The sequence below is a fragment of the Amycolatopsis sp. BJA-103 genome (assembly GCF_002849735.1).
Lineage (GTDB): Bacteria > Actinomycetota > Actinomycetes > Mycobacteriales > Pseudonocardiaceae > Amycolatopsis.
This window is the reverse complement of record NZ_CP017780.1, coordinates 3,249,066-3,265,616: the sequence shown is the minus strand read 5'-3', so window position 1 is coordinate 3,265,616 and position 16,551 is coordinate 3,249,066. Positions and strand designations below refer to the sequence as shown.

The following is a 16,551-nucleotide window of genomic DNA, read 5'->3' as shown; positions in this document are numbered from 1 at the left end:
GGCGGCGCCTCCGGCGCGACAGGCTGAGGGACCCTCTCCGGCTAGGAGCCGCGATGATCCTCACTGAAGCACCGGTCGTCACCGCCGCGCTGGAGGCCGCCGTCCGGGCGCCGTCTCCCCACAACACGCAGCCCTGGCTCTTCGAGGTCGGGCAGGACGTCATCGGCGTCGTCCTCGACGAGGAGCGAGTTCTCAAGGTGTGCGACCCGGACCGGCGGGAGGCGCGGTTGTCCTGCGGTGCGGCGCTGATGAACCTCGAACTCGCGCTCGCCGTCGCCGGCCGGTCCTGCGACGTGGAGTTGCTGCCGTCGAAGAACCGGCCGGAACTGCTGGCCAGGGTCGAGGTCGGCGCTCGGCACCGGGCGACGGCGGCCGAGCAGCGGCTGGCGGCGTCGATCCGCCCGCGGTACAGCAACCGGCGGCCGTTCGCCTCGACCCCGGTCCCGGCCGGTGCCCGCCACGCGGTGTGTCAGGCGGCCCGCGAAGAGGGCGCGAAGCTGATCCTGCTCGACGAGATCGGTCTGCTGGAGGCCGTCGCGGGGCTGATCCGGCGAGCCGATCACCTGCAGACACTCGACGAAGGTTTCCAAACCGAACTCCGTGCGTGGACCAAGGGGAACGGCAGCCACGACGGCGTCCCGGCCTACGCGGGCGGGCCACGCCCCTCGGGCGGGCTGCTGCCGGTGCGGCATCACGGAGAGAGCGACCAGACCCGGGAATTCGAACGCGACCCCGTCGTCGCGGTGCTGACGACGCCGACCGACGGGCCGCTCGCCCAGGTCCGGGCCGGGCGGGCGATGCAGCGAGCACTGCTCACCGCGACGTCGCTCGGTCTCAGCGCGTCGTTCTACTCGCAGCCCATGGAAATCCCAGCCGCTCGCACCGTCCTGCGGTCGCTGCTCGGGGAGAACGAGCATCCGCAGGTCATTTTCCGGGTGGGCTATGGCTTTCCCGGCACCACCACGCCACGCCGCGGAGTCGAGGAGGTCACCAGGACCGGACCGTGAGCGCGTCCATCACGCGCGGCGGCGATAGAGGGCACGGATTCCGAAGGCCACGAGAAGCCCGAGGACGGAGAGCCCGATCGGCCGGAGTGTGACCGTCCACGGCCAGGCCGTGCCGTCGAGCACGAGGTGCGAGGACGGGTACTCGAGTGTCCTGGTCGTCCATCGCGTGGTCGCGACGTCCGTGGTGCGCGCCAGGTCTTCGAGCACCGCGTCGAACGGGAAACCCGGTTCGGTGTGCAGGTACACGGGGGAGAGGCCGGGATACCGGTCGGCGGCGTGACTCGCGGCGGCGCCGGCGCCGGGCACGATCAGCCGGTCGAGGTCGTCCGCCGCCGCGGTGCGCGGGGCGAAGGTCAGCCCGTGCCGGGACAGGATCGGCGCGCCGTCCACGCCGACGGCCGTCGTCTCGACCGCCAGCGACTCGCCGTAGGTGTCGAACACGGCGGCGAGTTCCAGTTCGCGGATCCCGGTGGTCAGCAGGACCCCCAGGTGCGGTTTGTCCCACCGGAAGGCGGTGTTGACTGCGACGACGGTGTCCGCGGCCTCGAAGGTGTTCTGTGTCATCGGTGTGCTCGAGCCGGGGGAGTAGTGGGCCCAGCCGACGGCTTCGGCCGCCTTGCGCGCGGTTTCGGGGCCGGCGATCCGCTCGGTGATCCGCAATGCCCCGTCGATCCCGGACAGGATCCCGGCCGTGGTCACGATGTTCCCGTCGTCGACGTAGCGTGTGCCGCGAATCCAGTCCACGGCGGGAAATTCTTCCTCGAAGCCACCGATGCGGAACCAGTGCGCGGTGGCGTGACGTCCGTCGAGGAGCCCGGCCGAGGCGAGCAGGCCCGAGCCGTTGCAGACACTCATGAGCAGGGCGCCCTTCGCCGACTGCTGCCGGAGCCAGTCGGTCACCGGCCGCGTGGTCGGCTCGCCGAGGTCCGGCAACGCGGGCACCACCACGACATCCGGGGCGGCGGACGACAACAGGCTGTCGAGCTCGGCGAAACTCAGGTCGGGGATCAGGTCGAGCCCGCCGGTCAAGGTGACCGGCCGGGCCTGCGGCGCGACGGTGTAGACGTTGAACGCGCCGGTCGTCGCCAGGACTTCGTACGGCGCGAGGGTGTCCGAGACGACGGCGCCTTCGTTCCCCACGACGACCACCGCGGTCGGCTTGGCGGGATCGTGCGCGCGGCGGACCGGTTGTGGCGTGGCACCATCGGTTCTTGGTGTGTAGCGGTTTTCGAAGCTGGCGCCGAGCGTGACACCGCCGAGCGTGAGCGGCAGGGCAAGCGCGGCGACGGTGAACGCGAGCACCGTCAGCGTGACGCGGAAAAAGGTGCGCATCGTCAGGCCCCGTACTCGGCGCGACGGCGGAGCATGGCGGCGAGCATCGCGGGCACCATCAGCACGTGCCCGGCCGTCATCAAGGTCCCTCCGGAGACCAGGCCGGTCCAGAAGAAGGGCAGGAAGAGGACGTAGGGCAGGTACATCGCGGCCGACATCTCCGCGATCGAAGCCCAGCCGTGGCGCCGGATCCGCATCCACAACGCCATGCCCAACGACATGTTCGTCGCCATCACCAGCGCGCTCGCGGTCACGTTCTTCGCCAGGTCCGGCCACAGGAACGACCAGACCGGTTCGAGGACGATCATCCCGGCCACCATCGCGAGCAGCATCTCCACGGCGTGGCGGGTGAAGTGCAGGACGGCCCGATTGCGGGTCTGCGGTTCTGTCGTGTGCTTCATTTCGGCTCCCTCGGTCGGTGCGACGGGAGCAATGTTCGGGCGCGGCGGGGCATATCGGCAGGTGCCGGAAGTCATGTACGAGGTCATGTGACCCCGGTCAGAACAGGCCGAGTTCCCTCGCGCGCAGCGCCGCCTGGGTCCGGTCCCGCACCTGGAGCTTGGCGAGCACGCTCGTCACCAGGTTCTTCACCGTGCCTTCGGCGAGGAACAGCGTCCTGGCGATCTCCCGGTTGCTGCGGCCGTCCGCCAGAAGCCGGACCACTTCCAGTTCGCGCTCCGAAAGCGGGCTCTCCCGGGGCGGGCCGGTGGGCAGCTGGGCCACTTTGGCGACGAGTTTCGCCGCCACCGACGGCTGAAGGACCGACTCGCCCCGCTTGGCCGCGACCAGCGCCTCGACCAGCCGCGCCGACGAGACGTCCTTGAGCAGATAGCCGACGGCACCCGCCCGCAACGCGGCGAAGACGTCCTCGTCGTCGTCGAACGTGGTCAGCGCCAGCACGCGAACGCCGGGTTGCTCGGCCCTCAACCGGGCGGTGGCCGCGATCCCGTCCAGCACCGGCATCCGCAGATCCATCAGCGCGACGTCGGGACACAGTTCGGCGCAGAGCCGGACGGCCTGCTCGCCGTCGCCCGCCTCGCCGACGACCTCGATCTCGGGCTGAACCTCCAGCAGGGTCGCCAGCGCCTCGCGGAACAACGCCTGATCGTCGACGAGCAGCACGCGGACGCTCATCCCGGCACCTCCACGGTGAGCGTCAAACCGTGCCCTTCCGCGGAGTCGACCGACACCCGGCCGCCGAGCCCGGCGACCCGCTCGCGGAGCCCGAGAAGCCCGAAACCCTTGTCCGGCGGGGAATCCCCGGTCAGCCCGAGGCCGTCGTCGCGGACTTCGAGCCGGACCCGATCGGCGACGCCGTAGTCGAGCACCACGGTCGCGGCCTTGGCCCGCGCGTGCTTGCGCACGTTGGTCAGTCCCTCCTGGGCCGCCCGGAACAGCGACTCCTCCACCTCCGCGCGAGTGTCCCTCGCCGTCCCCTTGACCTCGAACCCGGTCGGCACGCCCGCCGCCGACGCCTCGCCCGCCAAGGCGCGCAACACGTCCGCGAGCGGTTCCGAACGCGGCTCTCGCAACGCCGACACCGACCGGCGGACCTCCGCCAGCGCCTCACGCGACTGGTCCTGCGCCTTGGCGAGCATCCCGTCGGCTCGTTCCGTGTCGCCGGTGCCGATCACCGCGCGGGCGGCCTGCAGCATCATCTGCACGACCGTCAGATGATGACCGAGTCCGTCGTGGATGTCGCGCGCGACCCGGTTGCGTTCCTGGGTCGTCGCGAGCTGCTCGGCTTGGGCGGCGTAGTCGCGAAGCCGTTCGTGCGCCTCGGCCAGCTCCTCCCGCGCCCGCTTCTCCCGGACGATCAACTCGGTCACCACCGCGGCGAACACCATGACCGCCAGCGTCCCGAGCCCCTCGCGGAGTCCGTCCAACGGCGACATCGGCAGGTGGATCAACGGGATCAGCACCGCGACCCCGAACGCCACGGGCAACGGCAGCAGCAAGACGGTGTGGCAGACGAGGACCACGAGAAGCAGAACCGACCCGACAGCGGCACCCGAAAGCGAGAACAGTGTGAAGCCGAGCGGTAACTGAACGCAGACATACGCGATCGCGAGGGCACGCCCGCGTTTCTGGACCCAGGGGAACCCGGCGATCGCGATCGCCGCGTAGACCAGCCCGACGACGAGCGTCGGCAGCACGAGCGTCTCGTAGTTGGCCGAGCCGAGGGGCAACGTCACGTACGCGACGAGGGTCAGCACGGCGAGGGCCCGGTTCACGGACCCACAATAAGCGCAAGTCGTCCTCTGGTTGCGGTACTTCGCACGTGCAAGGAACGCAACTAGAGGACGACTTGCGGTAGTAACGCGGAGCGAAGCGGCGTCAGGCGATGGTGCTGTTCCGGATCTCCAGCGAGAAAGGTGTCTGGACGTCTTCGGGTTCGAGGTCGCTCCCGCCCGCGATGCGCCGCCGCAGGAGGTCGACCGCGGCCCGCGCGATCGCCGCCTTGTCCGGGGCGATCGTCGTCAGCGAGGGCAGGCTGTACGCGCTCTCCTCGTTGTTGTCGAAGCCGACGATCGCCATGTCCGACGGCACCCGCACCCCGCGCTCGGCCGCGGCGCGAAGGGCGCCGATGGCCAGAAGGTCGTTGAAGCAGAAGACCGCGTCGGGCGGTTTCGGCAGTGCGAGGAGATGCGCCATCGCCTCGGCGCCGTTGGCGCGGTGGTAGCGCAGCGCCGGAAGGACCAGTTCCGGTATCGGCGCGATTCCCGCCTCCTCGAGCGCGAAGTGGTAGCCCTCGAGCCGTTGCGCGGCGGTGTGGCGCTGCGGATGCGCGCCGATCGCGGCGATCCGGCGGCGGCCGAGTGAGACCAGGTGGCGTACCGCGATCCGGGCGGCCTGGACGTTGTCGATGCCGACGTGGTCTATCGGGACGTCGACGACGTGCTCGCCGAGCATCACCAGCGGCACACCCGGCGCCAGGTCCTCGAAGTCGTTGGTGTGCAACGCTTCCGGGCTGATGATCGCGCCGTCGATCAGATGCGGTCCCAGCGCGGACAGCGCGTTGCGCTCCCGCTCCCGGGTGCCGAGGGTCTGTTCGATGAGCACGTTCCACTCGTGCTCCTGCGCCGCTTGCAGCACCAGGCCCGCCAGTTCGCCGAAGTACGGGATGCTGAGTTCGGGCAGCATCAGCCCGAGGAACCCGGTGCGCCCCCGGCGGAGGTTGCGGGCGCCCAGGTTCGGCCGGTAGCCGGTCGACGCCAGGGCCTCCTCGACGCGCTTGCGGTTCTCCGGTTTCACGAAGTCGTAGCCGTTGACCACGTTCGAGACGGTCTTGACCGAGACGCCCGCAAGCTTGGCGACGTCCTTGAGCGTGGCCACCCTCGCTCCCCTCTGCAGTGCTCCGGCACAGATCCGGCACAGCCTAACCGCGCGAACGGCGGATTTACAACGTTGTACCAACGATGTAAATCTGGCATCGTCCTTACGAGTGACATGGGTCACCGCAGGCCCGTGTGCTCGACTTCCCCGAGGAGCGATCGATGTCCCTGCCCATCCGCCGCACCCTGCTCCTGGTGACCGGCCTCGCGCTCGCGCTGACGGCCTGCACCAGCCGCGAGACCCAGCAATCCGCCCCGTCGGGGGCGGGACCGGCCGCTTCCGCGGCGCCGAGCCAGGCCGCGACCGGGCCGGGATGCGCCCGCGAGAAGACCGGCTACCCGCAGGTGGACGTGAAGAACGCGGTCATCGGCTTCTCCCAGTCGGAGAAGGAGGCGAACCCGTTCCGGATCGCCGAGACGCAGTCCATCAAGGACGAAGCGACGAAACTCGGTGTCCCGGCGGACAAACTGCTGGTCACCAACGCGCAGAGCGATCTCAACAAACAGGTCAGCGACATCAAGTCGTTGCTGGACAGGGGAGCGCAACTGCTCATCGTGGCGCCGCTGAACTCCGACGGCCTGCAGCCCGCGCTGGACGCGGCGAAGGCCAAGAAGGTCCCGGTCATCACGATCGACCGCAAGGTGACTTCGCAGCCGTGCTCCGACTACCTGACCTTCATCGGCTCGAACTTCGTCGAGCAGGGCAAGCGCGCTGCGCAGGAGATGGTGAAGGCCACCGGCGGCACCGGCAAGGTCGCGATCCTGCTCGGTGCCTCGGGCAACAACGTGACCACCGACCGCACCAAGGGCTTCAAGGACGAGATCGCCGCGACGCCGGGCGTCTCGATCGTCGCCGAGCAGACCGGTGAATTCGACCGCTCCAAGGGGCAGACGGTCATGGAGCAGCTGATCCAGAGCAACCCCGAGATCACCGCCGTCTACGCCGAAAACGACGAGATGGGCATCGGCGCGGTCACCGCGCTCAAGGCCGCTGGCAAGACTCCGGGCAAGGACGTCAAGATCGTCTCGATCGACGGCACCCGCAACGCCGTCCAGCTCATCGCCGACGGCAGCTACAACGCGGTGATCGAGTCCAACCCGCGCTTCGGTCCGCTCGCCTTCTCGACGCTGCAGGACTTCGCCGCCGGCAAGGAGATCCCGCCGACCGTGGTGATCTCCGACGACCAGTACGACTCGGCGAACGCCGCGCAGAAGCTCGGGAACGCGTACTGACGATGGAACCGGTTCTCGAGGTCGAAGGCGTGACGAAGACGTTCGCCGGGGTGCGCGCGCTCGACGACGTGTCGTTCGCGCTGCGGCCGGGCGAGGTGCACGCGCTGGTGGGCGAGAACGGCGCCGGCAAGTCGACGCTGATCAAGGTGCTCACCGGCGTGCACCGGCCGGATTCCGGAACGATCCACGCGCGGGGCGCGATCTCCACCATCTACCAGGAGGTCAACCTCATCCCGCTGATGAGCGTGGCGAGCAACGTGTACCTCGGCCGCGAGCCGAGGAAACGGTTCGGGCTCGTCGACTGGGCGCGGATGAACGCCGACGCGGCGGCCCTGCTGGCGGACTACGGCATCGACGCCGACGTCCGCCGTCCACTCGGGACACTCGGCGTCGGCGCCCAGCAGATGGTCGCGCTCGCCCGCGCGGTCTCCGTCGACGCCGACGTGGTGATCATGGACGAGCCGACGTCCTCTTTGGAGCCGCGTGAGGTCGAGACGCTGTTCGAGGTCATCGGCAGACTGCACGAGCGCGGGATCGCGATCGTGTACGTCAGTCACCGGATGGACGAGCTGTACCGGATCTGCGAACGCGTGACGGTGCTGCGGGACGGCAAGCGGGTCCACACCGGACCGCTCGCCGACCTGCCGAGGCTGGAACTGGTGTCGATGATGCTGGGCCGCAGTGTCGGCGACATCCGGTCGCACGGTGCGACGGCCTTCGAGGGCGACCACGAGGCGGGCAGGGAACCGATCCTGCGCGCGGAAAACCTCACCAGCGGCAACCGGCTGAGCGGGGTCTCGGTGGAGATCAAGCCCGGCGAGATCGTCGGGCTGGCCGGGCTGCTCGGCTCCGGCCGGACCGAGACCGCGCGGGCGATCGTCGGTGACCTGCCGCTGTCCGGTGGCACCGTCCTCGTCGGCGGAAAGCAGGTCCCGCCGGGGAACGTGGCGGCCGCGATGCGCGCGGGCGTCAGCATGCTCGCCGAAGACCGCAAGACCGAGGGGATCATTCCCCATCTTTCGGTGCGGGAGAACATCGTGCTCGCCGCGTTGCCGAAGCTTTCCCGCTTCGGCCTGGTCAGCCGTGCCCGGCAGGACAGGATCGTCGACACGTTCGTGAAACGGCTGCGGATCAAGGTGTCCAGCCCCGATCAGAAGGTCTCCGAACTTTCCGGCGGGAACCAGCAGAAGGTGCTGCTGGCGCGCTGGCTGTGCACCGAACCGAAAGTGCTGCTGCTCGACGAGCCGACCCGGGGCATCGACGTCGGCGCGAAGGCGGAGGTGCAGGCGTTGATCGACGAACTCGCCAAGGACGGGCTCGCCGTCCTGCTGATCTCCTCGGAGATGGAAGAACTCCTCGACGGCGCAGACAGGCTGGTCGTGCTCAAGGACGGCGCGGTCGTCGGGGAGCTGGCGGGGGAGCAGCTGACCCAGGACCACGTGCTGGCCGCGATCGCATCGGGTGGGGAAACGGAATGACCAGCACCCAGCAGAGAACCGAGGACCCGGGGAACACCATGACGGACACGGCGAAAACGGTGGACCGGACCCGGGTGGCGCGCTGGCTGCAGGAGTACGGCGTGTACGTCGCCGTCGTCGCGCTGGTCCTGTTCAACATCGCGTTCACGGCGAACTTCCTGACCGTGGGGAACTTCCGCACCCAGCTCATCCAGGCCGCGCCGGTGCTGGTGGTCGCGCTCGGGATGGCGCTGGTGATCGGCACCGAGGGCGTCGACCTTTCGGTGGGGGCGGTGATGGCGCTGTCGGCCGCGCTCATCCCGCTCTACCTCGGAGCCGGGACGCTGCCCGCGGTCGCCATCGCGCTCGCGGCGGGACTGGCGGCGGGGGCGCTCAACGGCGTCCTCGTGGCCAAAGTCGGGATCCAGCCGATCGTGGCGACACTGGCCTTATTAGTCGGCGGGCGCGGTCTCGCGCTGGTGCTCGCCGACGGTCAGCTCGTCCAGCTGCACGATCCGGCGTTCCTGGCATTGGGTACCGGCGAACTGCTCGGGATCCCGGTGAGCGTCCTCATCGCGGCCGTGCTGGCCGTCCTGATGGCGGCGCTGGTCGGGAAGACGGCGTTCGGCAGGCGGCTGGTCGCGATCGGCGGCAACCGCCGGGCGAGTGTGCTGGCCGGACTGCCGGTCAACCGCGTCCTCATCGGCGTCTACGCGATCTGCGGGCTGCTCGCCGCGCTGGCCGGGGTGCTGTCCACCGCCCGGCTCGGCGCCGGCGACCCCGCGGACGCCGGGTTGCTGATGGAACTGTCCGCGATCACCGCGGTCGTGGTCGGCGGCACCCCGCTGACCGGCGGACGCGTCCGCATCCTCGGCACGGTGATGGGTGTCCTGCTCATGCAGCTCGTCCGCGCCACGCTCATCAAGCACAACCTGCCGGATTCCACCGCGCAGATGATCCAGGCCGCGATCATCGTCGGCGCGGTGTACGTCGCACGCGAACGGAGCAGCCGATGACCGCGGCGCCCACCTTGGCCGGGCAGGACTCCACGCGGCGCGAGCTGATGACCGGCGTGCTGCAGAAACAGGGCGCGGCGATCGCGCTGGTGCTGATGGTCGCGGTGGCGTGGCTGCTGTTCCCGCGGTTCGGCAGCCTGGACAACCTGCGCGACATCGCGTTGCAGAGTTCGTTCCTCGCGATCATCGCGCTCGGGATGACGTTCGTGATCATCACCGGCGGGATCGACCTGTCGGTCGGTTCGGTCTACGCCCTGGGCGGGGTGCTCGCGGCCTACGGGGCGCAATGGGGATTCCTCGTCGCGCTGCTGCTCCCGCTGGCGGTGTGCGGGCTGATCGGGCTGATCAACGGGCTTCTCGTCGCGAAGACCGGGATGGCGCCGTTCATCGTCACGCTGGCGACCTTGCTCTTCGCGCGCGGCCTGCTGCTCGCGATCACGTCCGAAGGCGCGACGACGTACAAGATCCCCGAGGGCGAGGTGTTCGTCGAACTCGGGCGCGGCACGCTCTTCGGCTTCGGCTATCCGGTGTTCATCGCGGCGGCCCTGTGCCTGATCGGCGGGCTCGTGCTGCGCCGGACCCGGTTCGGGCAGTCGGTGTTCGCCACCGGCGGCTCGGAGCAGTCCGCGAAGCTGATGGGACTGCCGGTCGCGCGCACGAAGGTCACCGTCTACGTCATGAGCGGTGTCCTCTCCGGGCTCGCGGGCGCGCTCACCGCGGCTTATCTGCAGTCCGGTGTCACCGTGATCGGGGTCGGCCTCGAACTGGACGCCATCTCCGTCGTCGTCATCGGGGGCACCCTGCTGACCGGCGGGATGGGCACGATTCTCGGAACGGTCATCGGCGTGGGCATCCGAACGGTCATCCAGAACGTCATCAACCAGATAGGAACTCTCGACAGCAACTACCAATCGGTGGTCAGCGGCGCGTTCCTGCTGGTGGTCGTTGTGCTGCAGCGGTCGCTGGCCCGCACGACCACCCGGAGATAGGGAGATCGCATGCACCGAAGAACCGCACGCGCGCTGAGCGTCGTGGCCGGTCTGCTGGCCGCCGCGACGACACTCGTCCCCGTCGCCCAAGCCGTCCCCGTCCCGCTCCCGACCCCGTGGACGAGCCAGGTCTCGCCGTCGAACGCGCTGCCCGAGTACCCGCGCCCGCAACTGGTGCGGTCGGAATGGCTCAATCTCAACGGGACCTGGGGCTTCGCCGGTGCGCCGAACCTGAACTCGCCGCCGATCGGCAGGCCGCTGAGCGAGAACGTCCTGGTGCCTTACCCGATCGAGTCGATGCTTTCGGGGATCAAACGGCACGAAGACAACATGTTCTACCGTCGCACCTTCACCGTTCCGTCCACTTGGGACGGTCGGAGGGTGAAGCTCAATTTCGGCGCCGTCACCTGGGAGACCAGGGTGTGGGTCAACGGGACGTCGATCGGGAGCCACACCGGCGGTTTCGACGCCTTCTCGTTCGACATCACCCCGGCGCTCAAGGCGGGGGAGAACGAGATCGTCGTCGGCGTCGCGTCGCCCGTCGACGGCAGCCGCTATCCGGTCGGGAAGCAGCGCAAGACGCCCAGCGGCATCTTCTACACGGCGGCGTCGGGGATCTGGCAGACCGTGTGGCTGGAACCGGTCCGCGCCGAGCACATCACCCGGCTCGACACCACGCCCGACGTCCCCGGTGGCGCGCTCGACCTCGTCGTCCAGGGCACACCCGGGCAGCAGGCGACCGCCGAAGTGCTTTCGGGCGGCCAAGTGGTCGGTACCGCGACCGGCGCCGTCGGGTCCCACCTCCGTGTCCCGGTCCCGAACGCGCGCCTGTGGTCACCCGACGATCCGTTCCTCTACGACCTGCGCGTGCGGCTGCCCGGAGGTGACGCCGTCACCGGGTACTTCGGCATGCGGTCACTGGGCAAGGCGATGGTCGGCGGCGTGATGCGGCCGCTGCTCAACGGGAAGTTCGTCTTCCAGCTGGGCACCTTGGACCAGGGCTACTGGCCGGACGGCATCTACACCGCGCCGACGGACGAGGCGCTGCGGTTCGACCTCGAACGCCAGAAGGCCTTGGGCTTCAACATGGTCCGCAAGCACATCAAGGTCGAGCCCGCGCGGTGGTTCTATCACGCCGACAGGCTCGGGCTGATGGTCTGGCAGGACATGCCGTCGCTCGACTCGATCGACGAGGTCCCCAACGGGCACACGAACTTCGAGTCCGAGCTGCGGCGCATGATCGAGCAGCACAAGAGCATCACGTCGATCGTGCAGTGGGTGCCGTTCAACGAGGGCTGGGGCGAGTACGACGCAGGGCGCATCGTCGACCTGGTCCGCTCGATCGACAACACGCGGCTGATCAACCACAACTCGGGTTCCAACTGCTGCGTGTCCGATCCGGACCCGGGCAACGGGGACGTGATCGACGACCACGCCTACCAGGTCTCCACCGGCACGAGGCAACCCGACGCGAGACGGGTCGCGGTGCTGGGGGAGTACGGCGGCCTCGGCAGACGCGTCGCCGGGCACGAATGGGAACCCGGCAAGGGTTTCGCGTACGGCGCGCTGTATCCCGACGAGACGTCGCTGACGAACCGGTACGTGGAGATCACGAAGCAGGTCGGACGGTTCGTGCACGGCCGCGGGCTTTCCGCGTCGGTGTACACCGAGCCGTACGACGTCGAAAACGAGGTCAACGGCTTCTACACCTACGACCGCCGGGTCCTGAAAATGACCGAGGCGCGGGTGCGCGAGATCAACCAGAAGGTGCTCGCCATCGCCAAGGGCACCGAGGTGGGCCGGGGCGAGCCGGTTTCGCTGAGGGTGACCACGGCCGGGTACACCGACCGGTACCTGCGGCACCAGAACGACTTCGTGCGCACCGACGTCCTCGGCGAAGGCAGCGCGGATGCCGCCAAGAAGGACGCGACGTTCTGGGTACGGCAAGGGCTGGCCGACGCTTCGTGCCTGTCGTTCGAGTCGCGGAACTACCCCGGTCTGTTCCTGCGGCACGCGTCGTCGCGGATCCGCAAGGACGCGAACGACGGCTCGGCCTTGTTCGCCGCGGACGCGACCTTCTGCGCGAGGGAAGGCGCCGGCGGAACGGCGCTGGAGTCGTTCAACCAGCGCAGCGCCTTCATCCGCCACTACGCCGAGACCGTTTATCTCGCGCGCAGCGGCGGGGCGAACCCGTGGGACACGCCGTCGGGTTTCGCGGCGGACACGACCTGGGCGGCCTCGGTCCCGCTCTGGCGTAGTGGCGCCGACCTGCCGCTGGATCAGGCACGGTCGTTCAAGGTGACGACACCGGGCTTCACCGACCGGTTCCTGCGGCACCGTGACGGCCTCGCGCGGACGGACGTCGTCAACGGCTCCAGCCCCGCACTGCTGAAGGCGGACGCGACGTTCTTCGTGCGGCGCGGGCTCGCGGATCCGTCGTGCTATTCGCTGGAGGCGCGCAATTATCCGGGCCAGTTCCTCCGGCACGCGGACTTCCGGGTGCGGCTCGGCGGGAACGACAACACCGACCTGTTCCGGAAGGACGCCACGTTCTGCGCCCAGCCCGGGGCCGGTGGCGTGCGGCTCGCGTCGGTGAACGAACTCGGCACGAACATGCGGCACTACGTCGAGGAGGTCTTCGTCGCCGCCAGCGGCGGTGGCCACCCGTTCGACAACCCGGTCTCGTACGACCAGGACGTCACCTGGGCGGTCTCGGCGGCTTGGGCTCCGTAGTCGGCTCGCAGGTCCGTGAAGGTCTCCTTGCCTACCCTGAAGGTAGTGAAGGAGGCCTTCACGGACTACGCGATCGCCCTCCGCAGCCTCAGCGATACCTCCAGCCCCAGCAGTCACGGCGGCGCGCGAAGGACCCCTTCCCTGAGTACATGAAGGCCCCCTTCCTGTACCTAGGCGCAAGGAAGGGGGCCTTCATGTACTCACAAGGGCGAGTTAGAGCGACAGTGGCGTGGTGTGACTCCTCGTGAGCGGTAAGGACCGGTTATTTGAGGGGAAGGTCAAACGTGTCGTGTTCGGGCGGGATGGGCGTTCACGCGTGATCAGGCGGCGATCACGCAGCTCGCCGTCTGAGCACGCGAGATCCGGCTCCGATCACGCGAGTCACGCCTTCACGCACCCTCGATTCAGACACGACGCCACCTTTGCCCTAGCCCTCAAAGAGAACCGTCCTTACCACTCACGAGGAGTCACACCACGCCCGGTAACCTTGCCCCATGACCGGCCCGGACACCCCCGCCCCCTTCAAACTCGCGTACGTCCCCGGTGTGACGCCCTCGAAGTGGGTCCGGATCTGGAACGAGCGGTCGCCCGGCGTCCCACTGGAGCTCGTCCAGACGGCGGCCGCCGACGCCGCCGCGCTGGTCCGTGCTCGCGACGTGGACGCCGTCCTGCTGAGGCTCCCGATCGATCGCGAGGGCCTGCACGCGATCCCGCTCTACACCGAGACGACCGTGGTGGTCGTCCCCAAGGATCACCTGGTCGCCGCCGCGGACGAGGTCTCCGTCGACGACATCGCCGACGACGTCGTCCTGCATCCGCTCGACGACACGCTGGACTGGGACCAGCCGCCCGGGAAACCCGCGCTGGAGCGCCCGGCCACCACGGCGGACGCCATCGAACTGGTCGCCGCCGGTGTCGGGCTCCTGCTCGTCCCGCAGTCCCTCGCGCGGCTGCACCACCGGCGTGATCTGACCTTCCGTCCGATCTCCGGAGCGCCGGAGTCCGGTGTCGCGCTGTCCTGGCCGGAGGACGAGACCACCGATCTGATGGAGCAGTTCATCGGGATCGTCCGCGGCCGGACCGTCAACAGCACCCGGGGACGGCAGCAGGCGCCGGAAAAGCAGGTCCAGGAGAAGGCTCAGGAGAAGAAGAACGCCCCGCCGAAGAGCAAGCGCCCCCAGCCCGGCGGCCGGAAGCCGCAGGGCGGGCAGCGCGGTGCTCCCCAGGGCGGGAAGCGCGGAAAGCCTCGCCGCCGGGGCTAGCTTTCGGTGCGGGTGGCCTTCACCCGGGCCTCTTCCTTGCGGACCTCGGCCTGGGTCTCGCGCTCCCGCTTCAGCCAGTCGGGGTCTTCGGTCTTGACCGCGTCGATCTGTTCGGTGGTGAGCGCGCCGGTGATCCCGCCTCGGGCCAGGCCGCTGATGGAGATGCCCAGCTTGGCCGCGATGACCGGACGCGGGTGCGGCCCGTTGCGGCGCAGGTCCCGCAGCCACTCGGGCGGTTCGGCCTGCAGCGCGTTCAGTTCGTCGCGGGAGACGACACCCTCCTGGAACTCGGCCGGAGTGGCTTCGAGGTACACACCCAGCTTCTTCGCCGCTGTCGCGGGCTTCATGGTTTGAGGGGTCTTGTGCGACGTCATTGCCTCAGGGTAACGAGCGGCCCGGGCTCCTCTGATCACACCCGGTGATCAGCCCTCCGACTGGTCTTCGAGCAGGTTCGGCAGCGGACGGCGGGGCTCGCGGACACCTGCGGGGTCTCCGCCGCCGGTGATCCAGACGGTCACCACACCCCACCGCGGCAGCCGCGTTCCCGGCGCGGGTACCTGCGCGGCGACCAGGCCGTTCAGGAGGGGGTGAGGGCTGTCGGGATCGGGGCCTTGCAGCGTCAAGCCCGCGTCATGCCCGGTCAGCCAGGCGTCGAGCGCCTGCCTCCCCACGAAATCCGGCACGACGGCCATCGTCCTTCACCCGCGACCAGAATACCGTCAAGCACCCTTGGCCGGGAGGGTCACGACACCGGTTCCGGCGAGCACCCCGGCCACGGCGACCGCGGCGAGGACCAGCCAGGCGATCGGATGCCCCAGGTTGAGCGTCCAGTAGGTCCCGACCCGCCGGTGCACCAGCAGCGCCGGGTCGTTCCGGTTCAGGTAGACCATTCCGGCCGCGTGCCAGAAGCGGTCGTCGTCGCGTTGCTCGTACGGGGTCTCCGCTTCGTCGCCGGTGGGCGACAGCCGGTGCCCGGCGTCGCCCGCCCGGACGGAGAAGGCGAGCCACGCGACGAAAGCGGCGACGAGGGGGAGGTAGGCCACGATCGTGACCGGCACGCTCGTTTCGACGACCTCCCACAGCTGGAGCGAAACCACGAGCAGGGTCGCGTTGACGCAACCGGCGGAGACCAGCAGCAGGCTGAGAACGCCGTGCAGGTACTCCCGATACCGCGACGCCGAAACCGACGGCTGCGCGGCGTCGATCTCGGGGCGGGCACGGGGGATCGCGACGGCCAGGAGCGAGATCAGCACGACGGTCAGGACCTGCGCGAACACCGTCGAGAAGGCCGCCGTGTCCTGGAACAGGCCGATGGCCGCCGTGACGATGGCCAGCAACCCCGCCGGCACCAGGAGGATCCACTGTGGACGGACGGGGTCCGACCGCAACGAGGTGTCGGCGGCGACGGCCTGCCGTGTCCCGGCGTACCAGGCGCCTTCCCGTTTCGCGGCGACGATCGAACGATGCGCCAGCGCGCCGAGCAGCGAACAGGCCACGACGAGACCGATCAGGACGACGTCCGGCGCGAGCCAGGCGAAGAGCACCGCCGCGATGGCGAGGAGGGCCGCCGCCACGATTCCCTGGTTGTAGCGGAGGCGAACGAGGACGATGACGGGTTCTGCGGTGCGCCCGGCCGGGATCCGGACGCCGAACGGGAGCGTCGGGCGCGCCAGCGCGGGCGCCGACCGGAAGACGGCCGCGGTGAACGCGATCAGGGCCAGGTTCAGCCAAATCGGGCCGGTCATCGCCGCGTGCTCACCGCGAAGGAGTCCAGCACGGTCTCGCACCGGCCCGTCACCTCGCGCGGACCCAGGCCGAGCGCGACGGCCTCGGCGAGCAGGGTGCGCAGCCGCTCCTGCCACTCGTCCGCGTAGCCGTCTTCCGCCGGCCCGGAGGCCGCGTCCCGCCGGACGACGGCGCCGGTCTTGCGGTTGATCCGGATGAATCCCTGCGTCCGCAGCAGGTCGTAGGCCTTGTTGACGGTGTGGAAGTTGATCCCGAGGTCGGCGCCGAGTTGCCGGGTCGAGGGCAGGCTGGTGCCCTCGACCAGCACGCCGTCGGCGACGGCTTCGACGATCCGGTCGCGGATCTGCTGGTAGATCGGCACTTCGCTGTCGAGGTCGAGAGTCAGCAACACCCGCCCAGGATATCTGCTATACACTTGCTATAACAACTACATCAGCTAGC

At 69.3% G+C, this 16,551-nt stretch carries 16 protein-coding genes; 7 read left to right on the top strand and 9 right to left on the bottom strand.

Annotation, left to right across the window (positions count from 1 at the left end; all coding sequences use genetic code 11):
- Positions 1-53: 53 nt before the first annotated feature.
- Positions 54-1,007, top strand: a complete 954-nt coding sequence (locus BKN51_RS14165) for an Acg family FMN-binding oxidoreductase (RefSeq protein ID WP_101608093.1) — start codon at positions 54-56, stop codon at positions 1,005-1,007.
- A gap of 9 nt (positions 1,008-1,016) precedes the next feature.
- On the opposite strand, the gene BKN51_RS14160 is transcribed toward BKN51_RS14165, so the two are convergent.
- The 5 genes from BKN51_RS14160 to BKN51_RS14140 all read right to left on the bottom strand — a co-directional run bounded on the left by BKN51_RS14160 (position 1,017) and on the right by BKN51_RS14140 (position 5,675).
- The gene (locus BKN51_RS14160; RefSeq protein ID WP_101608092.1) at positions 1,017-2,339 is read right to left on the bottom strand and encodes a DJ-1/PfpI family protein; all 1,323 of its coding nucleotides are present in this window, start codon (positions 2,337-2,339) and stop codon (positions 1,017-1,019) included.
- Between the two features lie 2 nt (positions 2,340-2,341).
- Entirely contained in the window at positions 2,342-2,740 is a 399-nt protein-coding gene (locus tag BKN51_RS14155; RefSeq protein ID WP_101608091.1) for a hypothetical protein, read from the bottom strand.
- Positions 2,741-2,837: 97 nt separating this feature from the next.
- Positions 2,838-3,473 (bottom strand): response regulator, encoded by a 636-nt coding sequence (locus BKN51_RS14150; RefSeq protein WP_101608090.1) that lies wholly within the window; start codon positions 3,471-3,473, stop codon positions 2,838-2,840.
- Positions 3,470-4,573: a sensor histidine kinase gene (locus BKN51_RS14145; RefSeq protein WP_101608089.1), complete on the bottom strand. Its 1,104-nt coding sequence runs from the start codon at positions 4,571-4,573 to the stop codon at positions 3,470-3,472. Before BKN51_RS14145 ends, BKN51_RS14150 begins: the two co-directional genes overlap by 4 nt.
- A gap of 103 nt (positions 4,574-4,676) precedes the next feature.
- Complete coding sequence (locus BKN51_RS14140; protein WP_101608088.1) at positions 4,677-5,675, bottom strand: LacI family DNA-binding transcriptional regulator; 999 nt, start codon at positions 5,673-5,675, stop codon at positions 4,677-4,679.
- Between the two features lie 161 nt (positions 5,676-5,836).
- On the opposite strand from BKN51_RS14140, the gene BKN51_RS14135 reads away from it, so the two are divergent.
- From BKN51_RS14135 to BKN51_RS14110, 6 genes are all read left to right on the top strand, one after another.
- Positions 5,837-6,907, top strand: a complete 1,071-nt coding sequence (locus tag BKN51_RS14135; protein WP_101613213.1) for an ABC transporter substrate-binding protein — start codon at positions 5,837-5,839, stop codon at positions 6,905-6,907.
- Between the two features lie 2 nt (positions 6,908-6,909).
- Positions 6,910-8,385 (top strand): sugar ABC transporter ATP-binding protein, encoded by a 1,476-nt coding sequence (locus BKN51_RS14130; RefSeq protein ID WP_101608087.1) that lies wholly within the window; start codon positions 6,910-6,912, stop codon positions 8,383-8,385.
- Positions 8,386-8,423: 38 nt separating this feature from the next.
- Positions 8,424-9,380: an ABC transporter permease gene (locus BKN51_RS14125; protein ID WP_101613212.1), complete on the top strand. Its 957-nt coding sequence runs from the start codon at positions 8,424-8,426 to the stop codon at positions 9,378-9,380.
- Positions 9,377-10,369: an ABC transporter permease gene (locus tag BKN51_RS14120; RefSeq protein WP_101608086.1), complete on the top strand. Its 993-nt coding sequence runs from the start codon at positions 9,377-9,379 to the stop codon at positions 10,367-10,369. Before BKN51_RS14125 ends, BKN51_RS14120 begins: the two co-directional genes overlap by 4 nt.
- Before the next feature lie 9 nt (positions 10,370-10,378).
- Entirely contained in the window at positions 10,379-13,102 is a 2,724-nt protein-coding gene (locus tag BKN51_RS14115) for an AbfB domain-containing protein (RefSeq protein ID WP_101608085.1), read from the top strand.
- A gap of 494 nt (positions 13,103-13,596) precedes the next feature.
- The gene (locus BKN51_RS14110; protein WP_101608084.1) at positions 13,597-14,364 is read left to right on the top strand and encodes a LysR family substrate-binding domain-containing protein; all 768 of its coding nucleotides are present in this window, start codon (positions 13,597-13,599) and stop codon (positions 14,362-14,364) included.
- On the opposite strand, the gene BKN51_RS14105 is transcribed toward BKN51_RS14110, so the two are convergent.
- The 4 genes from BKN51_RS14105 to BKN51_RS14090 form a co-directional block, all read right to left on the bottom strand.
- Positions 14,361-14,711 carry a DUF5997 family protein gene (locus tag BKN51_RS14105; RefSeq protein ID WP_101608083.1) on the bottom strand — a complete coding sequence of 117 codons (351 nt, stop codon included), beginning with the start codon at positions 14,709-14,711 and terminating at the stop codon, positions 14,361-14,363. The two genes, BKN51_RS14110 and BKN51_RS14105, sit on opposite strands and share 4 nt — an antisense overlap.
- A 75-nt stretch (positions 14,712-14,786) precedes the next feature.
- Positions 14,787-15,047: a PASTA domain-containing protein gene (locus tag BKN51_RS14100; RefSeq protein ID WP_199192999.1), complete on the bottom strand. Its 261-nt coding sequence runs from the start codon at positions 15,045-15,047 to the stop codon at positions 14,787-14,789.
- A 36-nt stretch (positions 15,048-15,083) separates the two neighbouring features.
- The gene (locus tag BKN51_RS14095) at positions 15,084-16,109 is read right to left on the bottom strand and encodes a DUF1648 domain-containing protein (protein WP_101608081.1); all 1,026 of its coding nucleotides are present in this window, start codon (positions 16,107-16,109) and stop codon (positions 15,084-15,086) included.
- Positions 16,106-16,501, bottom strand: a complete 396-nt coding sequence (locus tag BKN51_RS14090; RefSeq protein ID WP_101608080.1) for a GntR family transcriptional regulator — start codon at positions 16,499-16,501, stop codon at positions 16,106-16,108. Before BKN51_RS14090 ends, BKN51_RS14095 begins: the two co-directional genes overlap by 4 nt.
- Positions 16,502-16,551: the final 50 nt, after the last annotated feature.

Excerpts from the sequence above, each read along its gene's own strand:
- BKN51_RS14165 (WP_101608093.1), top strand. The coding sequence starts at position 54 with ATGATCCTCACTGAAGCACCGGTCGTCACCGCCGCGCTGGAGGCCGCC.
- BKN51_RS14160 (WP_101608092.1), bottom strand. The coding sequence starts at position 2,339 with ATGCGCACCTTTTTCCGCGTCACGCTGACGGTGCTCGCGTTCACCGTC.
- BKN51_RS14155 (WP_101608091.1), bottom strand. The coding sequence starts at position 2,740 with ATGAAGCACACGACAGAACCGCAGACCCGCAATCGGGCCGTCCTGCAC.
- BKN51_RS14150 (WP_101608090.1), bottom strand. The coding sequence starts at position 3,473 with ATGAGCGTCCGCGTGCTGCTCGTCGACGATCAGGCGTTGTTCCGCGAG.
- BKN51_RS14135 (WP_101613213.1), top strand. The coding sequence starts at position 5,837 with ATGTCCCTGCCCATCCGCCGCACCCTGCTCCTGGTGACCGGCCTCGCG.
- BKN51_RS14130 (WP_101608087.1), top strand. The coding sequence starts at position 6,910 with ATGGAACCGGTTCTCGAGGTCGAAGGCGTGACGAAGACGTTCGCCGGG.
- BKN51_RS14125 (WP_101613212.1), top strand. The coding sequence starts at position 8,424 with ATGACGGACACGGCGAAAACGGTGGACCGGACCCGGGTGGCGCGCTGG.
- BKN51_RS14120 (WP_101608086.1), top strand. The coding sequence starts at position 9,377 with ATGACCGCGGCGCCCACCTTGGCCGGGCAGGACTCCACGCGGCGCGAG.
- BKN51_RS14115 (WP_101608085.1), top strand. The coding sequence starts at position 10,379 with ATGCACCGAAGAACCGCACGCGCGCTGAGCGTCGTGGCCGGTCTGCTG.
- BKN51_RS14110 (WP_101608084.1), top strand. The coding sequence starts at position 13,597 with ATGACCGGCCCGGACACCCCCGCCCCCTTCAAACTCGCGTACGTCCCC.
- BKN51_RS14105 (WP_101608083.1), bottom strand. The coding sequence starts at position 14,711 with ATGAAGCCCGCGACAGCGGCGAAGAAGCTGGGTGTGTACCTCGAAGCC.
- BKN51_RS14095 (WP_101608081.1), bottom strand. The coding sequence starts at position 16,109 with ATGACCGGCCCGATTTGGCTGAACCTGGCCCTGATCGCGTTCACCGCG.